Origin of the sequence: Corynebacterium sp. p3-SID1194, from assembly GCF_025144155.1 — a bacterium.
Taxonomy (GTDB): domain Bacteria; phylum Actinomycetota; class Actinomycetes; order Mycobacteriales; family Mycobacteriaceae; genus Corynebacterium.
The window spans coordinates 1-11,543 of sequence record NZ_JALXWY010000029.1 but is presented as its reverse complement, the minus strand read 5'-3'; the positions used below and the strand labels follow the sequence as shown (position 1 = coordinate 11,543).

The 11,543-nt window shown below is 64.2% G+C and carries 14 protein-coding genes and 1 tRNA gene; all 15 read left to right on the top strand.

Translation table 11 applies throughout. The annotated features are described in order from the left end of the window. Positions 1-22 precede the first annotated feature (22 nt). Entirely contained in the window at positions 23-376 is a 354-nt protein-coding gene (locus M3G19_RS11535; RefSeq protein WP_083290896.1) for a metal-sensitive transcriptional regulator, read from the top strand. Positions 377-423: 47 nt separating this feature from the next. After that, on the top strand, positions 424-1,569 hold the full coding sequence (locus M3G19_RS11530; RefSeq protein ID WP_070478515.1) for an FAD-dependent oxidoreductase: 1,146 nt from the start codon (positions 424-426) through the stop codon (positions 1,567-1,569). 54 nt (positions 1,570-1,623) lie between these two features. Beyond that, positions 1,624-2,757: an MFS transporter gene (locus tag M3G19_RS11525; RefSeq protein WP_234461439.1), complete on the top strand. Its 1,134-nt coding sequence runs from the start codon at positions 1,624-1,626 to the stop codon at positions 2,755-2,757. An 89-nt stretch (positions 2,758-2,846) separates the two neighbouring features. Continuing rightward, positions 2,847-3,176 carry a ferredoxin gene (gene fdxA / locus M3G19_RS11520; protein ID WP_070478519.1) on the top strand — a complete coding sequence of 110 codons (330 nt, stop codon included), beginning with the start codon at positions 2,847-2,849 and terminating at the stop codon, positions 3,174-3,176. 97 nt (positions 3,177-3,273) lie between these two features. Continuing rightward, positions 3,274-3,882: a YdhK family protein gene (locus tag M3G19_RS11515; protein WP_070478521.1), complete on the top strand. Its 609-nt coding sequence runs from the start codon at positions 3,274-3,276 to the stop codon at positions 3,880-3,882. Positions 3,883-4,095: 213 nt separating this feature from the next. Then, positions 4,096-6,183, top strand: coding sequence for a heavy metal translocating P-type ATPase (locus M3G19_RS11510; RefSeq protein WP_202032245.1), 2,088 nt, complete (start codon positions 4,096-4,098; stop codon positions 6,181-6,183). A 10-nt stretch (positions 6,184-6,193) separates the two neighbouring features. After that, on the top strand, positions 6,194-6,499 hold the full coding sequence (locus M3G19_RS11505) for a metal-sensitive transcriptional regulator (RefSeq protein ID WP_070478524.1): 306 nt from the start codon (positions 6,194-6,196) through the stop codon (positions 6,497-6,499). Between the two features lie 411 nt (positions 6,500-6,910). Further along, positions 6,911-7,237, top strand: coding sequence for a hypothetical protein (locus M3G19_RS11500; protein ID WP_083290898.1), 327 nt, complete (start codon positions 6,911-6,913; stop codon positions 7,235-7,237). 234 nt (positions 7,238-7,471) lie between these two features. Then, positions 7,472-7,990: a carboxymuconolactone decarboxylase family protein gene (locus tag M3G19_RS11495; RefSeq protein WP_070478526.1), complete on the top strand. Its 519-nt coding sequence runs from the start codon at positions 7,472-7,474 to the stop codon at positions 7,988-7,990. Positions 7,991-8,005: 15 nt separating this feature from the next. After that, positions 8,006-8,079, top strand: a tRNA-Cys gene (locus tag M3G19_RS11490). 140 nt (positions 8,080-8,219) lie between these two features. Further along, positions 8,220-8,609: a helix-turn-helix transcriptional regulator gene (locus M3G19_RS11485; protein ID WP_070478528.1), complete on the top strand. Its 390-nt coding sequence runs from the start codon at positions 8,220-8,222 to the stop codon at positions 8,607-8,609. A gap of 2 nt (positions 8,610-8,611) precedes the next feature. Continuing rightward, a complete protein-coding gene (locus tag M3G19_RS11480; RefSeq protein ID WP_070478530.1) occupies positions 8,612-9,553 on the top strand; it encodes a cation diffusion facilitator family transporter in 942 nt (313 codons plus the stop codon). Positions 9,554-9,673: 120 nt separating this feature from the next. Continuing rightward, entirely contained in the window at positions 9,674-10,288 is a 615-nt protein-coding gene (locus tag M3G19_RS11475; RefSeq protein ID WP_180965366.1) for a CueP family metal-binding protein, read from the top strand. Between the two features lie 94 nt (positions 10,289-10,382). Then, positions 10,383-10,706: a thioredoxin gene (gene trxA, locus M3G19_RS11470; RefSeq protein WP_099299417.1), complete on the top strand. Its 324-nt coding sequence runs from the start codon at positions 10,383-10,385 to the stop codon at positions 10,704-10,706. Positions 10,707-11,026: 320 nt separating this feature from the next. Continuing rightward, a partial coding sequence (locus M3G19_RS11465) for a replication protein RepA (protein WP_259902752.1) occupies positions 11,027-11,543 on the top strand: 517 nt, incomplete at its 3' end.

The window sequence follows — 11,543 nt, the reverse complement described above, 5'->3', positions numbered from 1 at the left end:
CACCTGATCGGAGCGAACCGACATGACCACCCCGACCTCAATGACCGAACCTCACATCGACACCTGCCCGGCGGGAGGCGACGGCGATCCGTCCGTCCACGGATACATCAGCGACAAGGCGACGTACCGCAATCGCCTGCGGCGCCTCGAAGGCCAAATCCGCGGCATCGATCGGATGATCGATGAGGACCGCTACTGCATCGACATCTTCACCCAGATCTCCGCAGCCACCAGGGCACTCGAAAACGTCGCCCTCGGACTGCTCGACGATCACCTCAAGCATTGCGTCCTCGACGCCGCCCTCGCCGGTGGACCAGTCAGCGAGCAGAGGCTCGGCGAGGCATCCGAGGCCATCGCCCGTCTCGTTCGCTCCTGACGCCCGCACACCAAATCGATCACGACCTGCAGCCCAGGAGTTTCCCTATGACCACACAACACGTCCTCATCCTCGGTTCAGGAGCAGCCGGAGCCGCAGCCGCCCGCACTCTCGCCACACGTGACGACGTCCGGGTGACGATGGTGACCCGCACCGGGGAGACGCCTTACACGCGAATGCTCATCAAAGGAATCGCGTTCGGCCCGACCCCGCCGGAGATGATCAAGCTCCCGCTACCTCAGATTGAGGTCATCGCCGACACCGTGCTCGATGTCGATACTACGGCGAAGCGGGTCCAACTGACCTCCGGCGCGCAGGTCTCCTACGACGCGCTCATTGTCGCGACAGGGAGCGTGCCCCGCTCTCTGCCCGCGGGTGTACTCGAAGGCGACGACGTCGGACAAGGCCGGGTCACTGCTCTGCACTCCTTGGAAGATGCCATGGGTATCCGCGATCTGCTGACCAGCCTGGCACGGCCGGCGCGAGTGACGATCTATGGCGGCGGAATCATCGCAGCCGAGACCGCTTCGTCGCTGCAAGCCGACGGACACATGGTCATGCTGGTCTCTCGCAGTTCTGTTCCCGGCATCGGAGCGTTTGGGGCGCCGGTGGCTGAGCGCCTCGCCGCTGACCATGCCGCCAAGGTGCAGACTCGATTCGGTCGCACTCTCCAGCATGTCGACGAAACAGAATCCGGTGTTGCCATCACCCTCGACGACGATCAACGCATCGTGGCCGACTTACTCCTCGTTGCGCTCGGCACGACGCCCGCAGCCCCGTCGCCGTGGACGAACGGCATCGACGTCGATGATCGCCTCCGTGCCGCAGCAGACCACGTCTACGCCGCCGGAGGTGTAGCTACGCATCACGACGAAGCACTGGGCGTCTGGCGCATCGACCATTGGGAAGACGCCGCCGCGCAGGGCACGCACGCCGCACAGGCCGCACTGCACGACCTCGACATCAGCGACGATCCGGGCACCTACCTGCCGCGCAGCCCCTACATGGCGCTGGTCTACGGTCAGATGATCTCCGGAGTCGGGTACACCGCTGGTGCAGACGCCCAGGTGGAAGCCGGCGAGGAGTTCATCGTGCGCCACGAGACCGACGGCACCGTCGTCGGCGTCACCGGCATCGACGCGGTCGGCACCGTCTACCAGTGGGGTCAGCAGCTCCACGGCCTGCAGGCATAGACGATGGCGGGCGACTATACGAGGCAGATCCCGCGGCGGGGTTTCGCGCTCGCGATGGCAGCGACCATTCTCATGATGGCGGCTGCCAGCGCGCCGTCGTTGTTCTACCCCCAGATCGCAGAACAGCTCGGACTCGTCCCCGTCGCCACCACACTCGTATTCGCGGTCTACACCTTCACCCTCCTGGCCGCGCTGCTCTACCTCGGACCGCTCTCCGATCACATCGGCCGACGTCCGGTCGTAACCGCCGGTTCCCTGGCGCTGGCACTCAGCCTGGCCATGTTCTGGTTCGCCGACAGCCTCGCGACACTCCTGGTCGCCCGCGCTCTGCAAGGACTCGCAGCGGGTCTGCTCATCCCGGCCCTGTCGGCGATGATGATCGACTTCGAGCCGCCGTCGCATCCGAACATCGCAGCCCTGTGGAACACGATCGGGCCGATGATCGGTCTCGGGACCGGGGCACTCGGTGCTGCGCTGCTCCTCGATCTCACCCCCGAACCGACAGCTGCGGTCTTCGGCCCGCTCGTGCTCGCCTTCCTCACCGTGGCAGCGACGGTGTGGAGCACACCGGAACTGGTCCCCAAGACCCGGATACGACGTGGCGACCTCCGCCCGCGGTTTATGGTGCCACTGCACCTGCGCCGCATGTTCACCGCCGGTGTGCCCGCGATTATCGCCGGGTGGGCGACCAACGGACTCTTCCTCGCGCTCGGAGCCGGCCTCGTCGGCAGTGAGCTCGGGGGCTCCACGCACACCCACGCGGGCATCGTCATCTTCGCACTGGCGATCTCCGGAATCACCGCCTCGTCCGTCCTGCAGCGGCGTTCCGCCCGCACCATCAGCCTGTATGCGACCAGCGCCCTGGCATTCGGCACCGCAGCGAGCATCGTCGCCCTCGCACTCGGTTCCTACCCGGCCTACGTCGTGTCGGTCGCGATCGTCGGTTCCGGGTTCGGCACAGCGTTCCTCGGGGTGCTGCGCACACTCATGCCCCACACGGCATCGTCGGAACGCGCCGCCGTGATGGCTGTGATCTACACGGTCGCCTACCTGGCATTCGGCGTGCCCACCATCGTCGCCGGGTTGCTCGTGCCGGTACTCACCCTGTCAGGAACGATGACAGTCCTCGGTGCGATCATCATCGCCCTCAGCCTTGCAGCCACCGTCCTACGCCTGCGCATTCCTTAGCCGGCCGCAGATCCGGCAGAGACTGACGACTTCTCCGAACTCCCCACCGACTCTCGCCGCCGAACCGCACCCGACCAAGAAGAGCAGCCATGACCTATGCGATCGCGCTTCCCTGCGCGGACGTCAAGGACCGCGCCTGCATCGACGAATGTCCTGTCGACTGCATCTACGAGGGCGAACGCTCGCTCTACATCCATCCCGACGAATGCGTTGACTGCGGAGCCTGCGAACCGGTTTGTCCCGTCGAGGCCATCTACTACGAAGACGACCTGCCCGACGAATGGTCTGACTACTACAAGGCCAACGTCGAGTTCTTCGACGAATTTGGTTCTCCCGGTGGAGCCGCGAAGATCGGACCGGCGGGCTTCGACCATCCCCTCATCGCCGCATTGCCCATCCAACATGAGCAGTCCCTCTGAGAAGGACAATTCGATCGATTCACGCCGGTACAACGCGCAATCCTTGACTAGTACCCCTGGGGGGTATAGGGTAGGTGTCATGATGAAAGGAGCTGACATGCAGAGGAGACTGCGAGCAGGGCTGGCAGCAGGAGTGCTCGGAGTGACACTCGTGCTCGCCGGTTGCAGCAGCGGAGCAGACGAAGACCAGCAGACCGACCCTTCGGCTACTGAGGAGCAGGGCCACGGCGGCGACAATGCAGAAAGCGGAGATGAGGAAATGGATCACTCGATGGAGCACCCGATGGACGGCGGACCGGCACCCGAGGGTATCGCCGAAGCCAGTGACCCCACATACCCGGTCGGCACAGAGGTACAGCTCACGGCCGACCACATGGAAGGCATGGACGGTGCGACAGCGACGATCTCCGGCGCATTCGACACGTACACGTACTCCGTGAACTACACTAACGCAGGTGGCGGCGACCCCGTCACGGACCACAAGTGGGTCGTGCAGGAAGAAATCGAGGATGCCGGCGACGAGCGCCTGACCGATGGCACAGCGGTGACGCTGCTCGCCAAGCACATGGAGGGCATGGAGGGCGCGAGGGCCACCATCGCTTCGTCCACCGATGAGACGGTCTACATGGTCGACTACGAGACGGACGGCATGAAGATGACGAACCACAAGTGGGTCGTCGAGAGCGAGATCCAACCAGCGCCCTGAGCCGACGTTCGCTTGCCCGGCGACCGGGTGAGCGGCATGGCTCGATGACGAAGGAGAAGAACGATGACGGACCCGAACTCACACCAGCACCACGGTCACGGAACCGATGCACCCGCTCACGGCGAGCATCACCACGGGTCTGTGTCCGCACACGCCTCGGCGGAGGCGCACGGCACGCACGAGGGCCAGCACACTGGACACCAGGGCCACGCCATGAACCACGGGCAGCACTCAGACCACACGGGCCTCGATGAGAACGGTGTCCACGGAGATCACAGCGGCCATGGCGGCCACGGAGATCACAGCGGCCATGGCGGCCACGGGGACCACGTTGGCCAGTTCCGCCGGCTGTTTTGGATCAACCTCGTCATCGCCATCCCCGCGGTCACCCTCTCGCCGATGTTCTCCATGCTGCTGGGCTACGAGGTCCCCGGCTGGGCGGGCTGGGTCGCCGCGGTACTGGGCACCGTCATGTACGTCTGGGGCGGCAGGCCCTTCCTCACCGGCGCCGTCAGCGAGTTGAAGTCCCGCAAGCCCGGGATGATGCTGCTCATCGCTCTGGCGATCACGGTGGCCTTCTTCGCCTCCTGGGCCGCGACCCTCGGGCTTGTCCATCACGAGCTGGAGTTCTGGTGGGAGCTGGCGCTGCTGATCGTGATCATGCTGCTGGGCCACTGGATCGAGATGCGCTCCCTGGCCCAGACCACCTCGGCGCTCGACTCGTTGGCTGCACTGCTGCCCGACGAGGCCGAGCGCGTCGAGGGCGAGAACGTCGTTAAGGTGGCCCCAGCCGACCTCGTTGTGGGTGACGTCGTGATCGTGCGCCCCGGCGGCAGCGTTCCGGCCGACGGCACCATCGTCGACGGCCGCGCCGACATGGACGAGTCCATGATCACCGGCGAGTCCCGCCCGGTCTCTCGGGGCGAGGGCGAGACAGCTACCGCCGGCACCGTCGCCACCGACTCCGGCCTGCGGGTGAAAATCACCGCCACCGGCGACGACACCGCCCTGGCCGGGATCAACCGGCTCGTCACCGAGGCCCAGAACTCCTCCTCCCGCGCCCAGCGGATCGCCGACAAGGCCGCGGCCTGGCTGTTCTGGTTCGCTCTCGGCGCGGCGCTGGTCACCGCTGTCGTCTGGACGCTCATCGGCATGCCCGACGAGGCCGTGGTCCGTACCATCACCGTACTCGTCATCGCCTGCCCCCACGCCCTCGGCCTGGCGATCCCGCTCGTGGTCTCCATCGCCACCGAGCGCGCCGCCCGCGGCGGCGTGCTGGTCAAGGACCGCCTCGCCCTGGAGTCGATGCGGCAGGTCGACGCAGTGCTCTTCGACAAGACCGGCACACTGACCAAGGGCGAGCCCACCGTCACCGGCGTCGAACCGACCGGCGACCTCGACGCCGACCAGGTCCTCGCCCTCGCGGCCTCGGCCGAGGCCGACAGCGAGCACCCGCTCGCCAAGGCCATCGTCGCCGCCGCCAAGGACAAGGGCCTCGCCCTTCAGCAGGCCAGCGGCTTCTCATCCTCGCCCGCCGTCGGAGTCACCGCGACTGTCGCCGGCCAGGAGGTCCGCGTCGGCGGCCCCCGGCTGCTTGAGGAGACCGGCCAGCACGAGGTCGGCACAGCCGAGGAATGGCGTTCTGAGGGCGCGATCATCCTGCACGTCCTCCGCGACGGCCAGGTGGTCGGCGGCCTCAAGCTCGCCGACGAGATCCGCCCCGAATCCCGCAACGCCGTCGACGCCCTCCACGCCCTGAGCGTCGAGGTCGTCATGATCACCGGCGACGCCGAGGCCGTGGCGAACGAGGTCGGACGGGAGCTCGGCATCGACCGCGTCTTCGCCGGCGTCCGCCCCGAGGACAAGTCCGCCAAGGTCGCCCAACTGCAGCACGAGGGCAAGAAGGTCGCCATGGTCGGCGACGGCGTCAACGACGCCCCGGCACTGGCCCAGGCCGACGTCGGCATCGCGATCGGCGCCGGCACCGATGTCGCCATCGCCTCGGCCGGGGTGATCCTGGCCAGCTCCGACCCCCGGTCGGTGCTCTCCATCATCCAGCTCTCACGACGCGCATACGGTAAGATGAAGCAGAACCTGTGGTGGGCCGCCGGATACAACCTCATCTCCGTGCCGCTTGCGGCCGGCATCCTGGCACCGGTGGGATTCGTCCTGCCAATGTCGATCGGCGCGATCCTGATGTCGGCCTCCACCGTGGTCGTCGCGCTCAACGCCCAACTCCTGCGGCGCATCGACCTCACACCCGAAGCCAGCACGCGTTCCGTCCTGGAACGCCAGAAGTAAGGACATGCCCATGTCTGTCGACACCGATTCTCATCAGCACGGATACATCAACGACAAGGAGCGCTACCTCGGCCGTATGAAGCGCATTGAGGGTCAAGCCCGAGGGATCGCGAAGATGATCGATGAAGAGAAATACTGCATCGACATCCTCACCCAGGTATCCGCCCTGACCCGCGCCCTCCAGGGGGTCGCGACCGGTCTACTCGACGATCATCTCAAGCACTGTGTGCTCGACGCAGCGAAGCTCAGCGACGAGGCGGCCGTCGAGAAGATACAGGAAGCCACCGACGCCATCAACCGACTCGTCCGCTCCTAATCCCGGACCCCGAGGCCGCGTTCCAGGACACGGCGGGAAGCCCTCACGACGCCCTCCACGCCTGATCCTCACCGACACGCCGTCCGCCCGCGATGCGCCCACTTTCGCTCAACGGGCCAGGCGAGCCGGCGCCCACGGCGTGCGCTTGCAGGCCGCGGCCGGGCTGCTGCGCATGAGTGCGGTGTACCAACGCCCCGTGGTCCGCTCGACCGCACCCCTACGATCCTCGTCCTTCGCACGCTCCATTCCGACCCCGAGCTGCAGTGCGACGTCACCGTCGAAACCCTGACCGCGACCGTCGACCCCCTGTCCCTCGAACTGCCGGAGACCTCGCTGGCACCCGCTTGGACCAGCGTCGAACCCCCACAACACGGGTGGAGATACATTGCGGACGTGTCCAGTCTGACGCTGATGCGTAGCGTCCGTGCCGGCATCGAGGCCGTGGCCCAAGCACTTCCCGACAAACCCGGCGACGATGTCGCCCGCAAGATCCGGGGCATGGTCTGGGGCACCCCGGACACAGCCCTCGCGTCGCTGCCACAAGGCGTCGCGTTCGCCGCCTACGTCTTCGGGTTCCTCAGCTCCGAAGGAGAGGCCGCGATCTCCACCGCCGGCCGCTGGACGCGGTTGACCCTTCCGACTGGACACGTACTCCTGCGCGGACCCGTCGTCTCTGGCCTCACCTCAATCCGCCGCACCCGGCCACGCGTCTCCGAGTCCTTCAAACCAATCGGATAATACTTGATACCCCATAGGGGTAAAGGGTAGGATTGGTGACTATGAGAGAGGCTGAACACGCGCACGCCACGTATGACACACCGCACCTGGATGCGGCCGGGATCGTGAGTCGGCAGCAACGCGAGTCCGGCGACTTCTACCTATTGACCGGTGTACATGCCGGGCATCAGCAGCAGGAACGCATCCCTGCGGGTTCAACCTCGAACTCGCGACCAAACTGACTAAGGAGGCATTATGCCCCGTTTTTCCCGATTGACCCCTGAGACCGCAGTGGGGAGCTCACGAGACTTGCTCGGCGATCTCGTCGAGCGGCACGGCGAGGTCGGAGACATGGTCTCGACGATGGCGCATTCCCCGGCGGTGCTCGGCGGTTATCTCCAGCTGAGCAAAGCCATGCGTCGCGCCAAGCTCGACCGCAAGGTCAGCGAGCTCGTTTCGATCGCCGTGCAGTCGCAGCAAGGATGCGGAATGTGCCTGGCCTCGCACATCAGCGCGGCACGATCACTCGGGGTCAGCGATAACGAGATCGCACTCGCCCAGCAGGGTACGGCGATGACCGGCCCGGTCGCGGCGATGATCGCGCTCGGCCTCCAGGTCTACCGTGAGCCTGCGTCGATCACCGACGAGCAGATCGACGAGCTTCGGGGGTTCGGGTACAGCGACCGTGAGATCTCTGATGTCGTCGGGGTCGTGTCGCTGAACATTCTCACCGGCGCCTTCAACCTGGTTGCCGGCCTCACGCCGGGCGACTGATCTTGCCGGCGACTTGGCGCCTTGGCCGAGAGGATAGGCAGCGGTCTGCAAAACCTTGTACACGGGTTCGAGTCCCGTAGGCACCTCCACTTTCCGCCGAATCCAATAAGGCACGCGTCGCAGGAAGCGGGCAGTCCACCCTCGGGCGCGCCGGAACCTCTGAGCTTCATTTCGCATCGAGCGACAGATCACACTCGACAATATCGTCATAGAGCGATATAATCGCTATATGACTATGAATCAACAAGAGGGGGCAACCCTCGACGAGGTGGCGACAGCAGCGTACGCCCACCTGTTCCAGGCATTTGCAGAACCGACGAGGTTGGCGATCGTGCAGCACCTCGCCTCGGGCGAGCACCGGGTCCGCGATCTGGTCGAGCACATGGGCCTGGCCCAGTCCACGGTAAGCAAACATGTCGGCTTTCTCGTTGAGTGCGGCCTGGCGACGATGCGCCCGGAAGGGCGCTCCACCTGGTACTCGCTGACACAGCCCGAACTCCTGCGTACCCTCGTCGCCGCTGCCGAATGCCTCCTCGATGCCACCGGCACGCAGGCCCTGCTCTGCACGCACCTGCGACTCCCACATACCCACCACGCGACAGATACGGAGAAGAAGTAGACATGGGCGCAGGACACAATCACGGCCCCGCAGCCAGCGAGACCGGGCACCCTGGAGATTTCCGCAAGAAACTCTGGATCGCATTCTCGATCACCGCGACGATCGTCGTCGCCCAGGCCATCGGCTCGGTCATCACCGGCAGCCTCGCACTGCTAACCGACACCGCCCATGCCATCACCGATGCCGTCGGCCTACTGGTCGCACTGATCGCCGGGACGCTGATGCTCAAGCCCGCCAACTCCAAGCGCACCTGGGGGTTCCGACGTATCGAGGTGATCGCAGCCCTCGGACAGTCGGCACTGCTGCTGGTGGTGGGCACGTACGCCGCCATCGAAGGAATCCGGCGACTGTTCGAGCCGCCGGAGGTGCCCGCAAGCGAACTGCTGATCTTCGGCATCATCGGCCTGGTCGCGAACATCATCGCCATCACCATCCTCGCCTCCAGCCGCGGTTCGAACTTCAACATGCGTGCCGCGTTCCTCGAAGTCCTCAACGACGCCCTCGGCTCACTCGGAGTGATCATCGCGGCGATCGTGATCTCCACGACCGGGTTCATGCAGGCCGACGCCATCGCCGGACTGTTCATCGCCACCCTGATCGTGCCTCGCGCGTTCAAGCTGATGCGCGAGACCACCGGCGTCCTCATGGAGTTCACTCCTAAGGGCCTCGACCTCGACAAAGTCCGCTCACACATCCTCGAACTCGACCACGTCCAGGATGTTCATGATCTGCACGCCTCCACTGTGGCGACCGGCCTACCGACCCTGACCGCCCACGTCGTCGTCGACGACGAATGCTTCACCGACGGTCATGCCGCCCAGATGCTCCAAGAGATCAAAGACTGCGTCGCAGGACACTTCGAGGTCTCCGTCCATCACGCAACCTTCCAGATCGAGACCGAGCACATTGCCGAACATGAACCGGAAGTCAGCAAGCACGACTGAACGCAGCGCCCCCTCCCGGGCTCGTACCGGGCGGGGCGCTTCCGCATCACACAGGTAGGCACTACCCCTATGGGGTACTATGGCCAATTGGCACCACGGGCAGGCACGAGAAGGAATCCCATGAAAAACCTCAGGTCATTGCCGAAGTACGGCGGGAAGAAAACCGCTGCAACCACCGTCGTGATCGGCGCTTTCCTGCTCACCGGATGCGCGGCCGCCAACGACTCACCCTCAGCCACCTCGGCCAGCGGAGCCGAGATTCTTGTCGAGAATGGTCTCGAAGGCCTCGACGTGCGGGAGCTGGTCGAAACGCTCGATGCGATCCCGCTGGACGATCGCACGGAGACCTTGACCACGTCGATCACTGCGGAGATGGTCACGCTCACTGATCAGCACGAGCACGCGACAGAGGTGCGGTTGCCCAGTGACGAGATCTACGTATCCGTTGCCCCGTATCGGTCGCAGACCCATGATTGCTACTACCACAGCCCGACCGGATGCCTGGGCGAGCTGCGCAACGCAGACGTGGCCGTAACGGTGACGGATGCGACGACCGGCGAGACGATCGTCGACGAGGAGTTGAGAACCCTCGACAACGGCTTCGTCGGGATCTGGCTGCCCCGAGGCATCGAGACATCGATCTCGATCACCCACGACGGCCAGACCGTCACCTCCGAACTTTCGACCGTCGGCGACGATGCGCAAACCTGCCTGACCACGATGCGACTGGTCTAAAACTAGCACCACGGGAATACCCCCACCGGGTAGGGTGTTGTGATGTGCGCGCGGTCTATCGCACGCGACGTGTAATAGGAAGGAAAGCAGTCCCATGAGCGAAGTCACCACCGTCGACACCCAGGCCTTCGAAGAGGTTGTGCTCCAGAGCGAGGTCCCCGTTCTCGTGGACTTCTGGGCAGCCTGGTGCGGCCCGTGCCGTGCGATCGCGCCGGTCCTGGACCAGATTGCAGCTGAGCAGGATGGAAAGCTCCTCATCGCCAAGCTCAATGTCGACGAGAACCCCGACATCGCCTCACGCTACAACATCAGTTCGATCCCTGTGATGAAGGTCTTCGACAAGGGTGAAATCGTGCGCGAGATCATTGGGGCGATGCCGAAGCCGCAGATCGAGCAACGCCTCGAAGGCATTATCTGAGGCTCGGCCGTCGAACCGTTCCCGAACTCCGCCGACCGTTGCGCGGCAGTTGATGGTCGCCCGACTCAGCGTGATTGCATACGTAATGCAAGACTGCGCAGTGCAACGAGCGCTTGAAGTGGCAGGACCCCGTTACCGAAGGCGGTCTTCTGCTGATTTGCAGTCAGTCCGCCCATCGTGTCGGTAATCCATCTGACTGGCAGATCCATAAGCCATTCCACGAACTCCGGCGACGGGCGTGGCCCTCTGTCCTCGTTCATATACACCAAATACACGGTTTGCAAGAAGTTAAGCAGTGTCACCAGAAAAGGGATTCTTCCATGGCACTGCCACCAGAAAAAATTGCTCAGCTTCAAGCAGCCCAAAAGACTGCCCAAGACCGAGAAGTTAATCAAGCAAAAGAACTTATAAACGCCCAAGACATTGGCTACACATCCAAACTCTTCGTCCAAGCATTATTTCCATACCGCAAGACCGACGAAGAAAAACGAGTCATAGAGACAGCACAAGGCCGAATCGTTGTCTACGCCGATGGAGGATTGCCCTACGGCAAATATCCCCGACTAATCATGGCCTACATCGTCACCCGTGCCGTGGAAAACGCAGGAAAGCTCAAAGCAGGCAAAATAGACCTCGAGCAAGCAGTCCGCATCCCTCTCGGACACTCCATGAACCACTTCCTCCAAGCCATCGGAGTAACTGGACGCGGCACAGGTGGCGCAACAGGGAACTTGGCCAATATCCGCGAGCAATTATTGCGCCTGGCTGATGCTCGCGTGACCGTCAAAGAGGACGATGGCGTACGCGCACGTGGTAAACACACTCAAATTATGGATG

What these genes read in the sequence shown, in the direction of transcription:
- M3G19_RS11535 (WP_083290896.1), top strand. Translation starts at nt 23, where the DNA reads ATGACCACCCCGACCTCAATGACCGAACCTCACATCGACACCTGCCCG.
- M3G19_RS11530 (WP_070478515.1), top strand. Translation starts at nt 424, where the DNA reads ATGACCACACAACACGTCCTCATCCTCGGTTCAGGAGCAGCCGGAGCC.
- M3G19_RS11525 (WP_234461439.1), top strand. Translation starts at nt 1,624, where the DNA reads ATGGCAGCGACCATTCTCATGATGGCGGCTGCCAGCGCGCCGTCGTTG.
- fdxA (WP_070478519.1), top strand. Translation starts at nt 2,847, where the DNA reads ATGACCTATGCGATCGCGCTTCCCTGCGCGGACGTCAAGGACCGCGCC.
- M3G19_RS11515 (WP_070478521.1), top strand. Translation starts at nt 3,274, where the DNA reads ATGCAGAGGAGACTGCGAGCAGGGCTGGCAGCAGGAGTGCTCGGAGTG.
- M3G19_RS11510 (WP_202032245.1), top strand. Translation starts at nt 4,096, where the DNA reads ATGAACCACGGGCAGCACTCAGACCACACGGGCCTCGATGAGAACGGT.
- M3G19_RS11505 (WP_070478524.1), top strand. Translation starts at nt 6,194, where the DNA reads ATGTCTGTCGACACCGATTCTCATCAGCACGGATACATCAACGACAAG.
- M3G19_RS11500 (WP_083290898.1), top strand. Translation starts at nt 6,911, where the DNA reads ATGCGTAGCGTCCGTGCCGGCATCGAGGCCGTGGCCCAAGCACTTCCC.
- M3G19_RS11495 (WP_070478526.1), top strand. Translation starts at nt 7,472, where the DNA reads ATGCCCCGTTTTTCCCGATTGACCCCTGAGACCGCAGTGGGGAGCTCA.
- M3G19_RS11485 (WP_070478528.1), top strand. Translation starts at nt 8,220, where the DNA reads ATGACTATGAATCAACAAGAGGGGGCAACCCTCGACGAGGTGGCGACA.
- M3G19_RS11480 (WP_070478530.1), top strand. Translation starts at nt 8,612, where the DNA reads ATGGGCGCAGGACACAATCACGGCCCCGCAGCCAGCGAGACCGGGCAC.
- M3G19_RS11475 (WP_180965366.1), top strand. Translation starts at nt 9,674, where the DNA reads ATGAAAAACCTCAGGTCATTGCCGAAGTACGGCGGGAAGAAAACCGCT.
- trxA (WP_099299417.1), top strand. Translation starts at nt 10,383, where the DNA reads ATGAGCGAAGTCACCACCGTCGACACCCAGGCCTTCGAAGAGGTTGTG.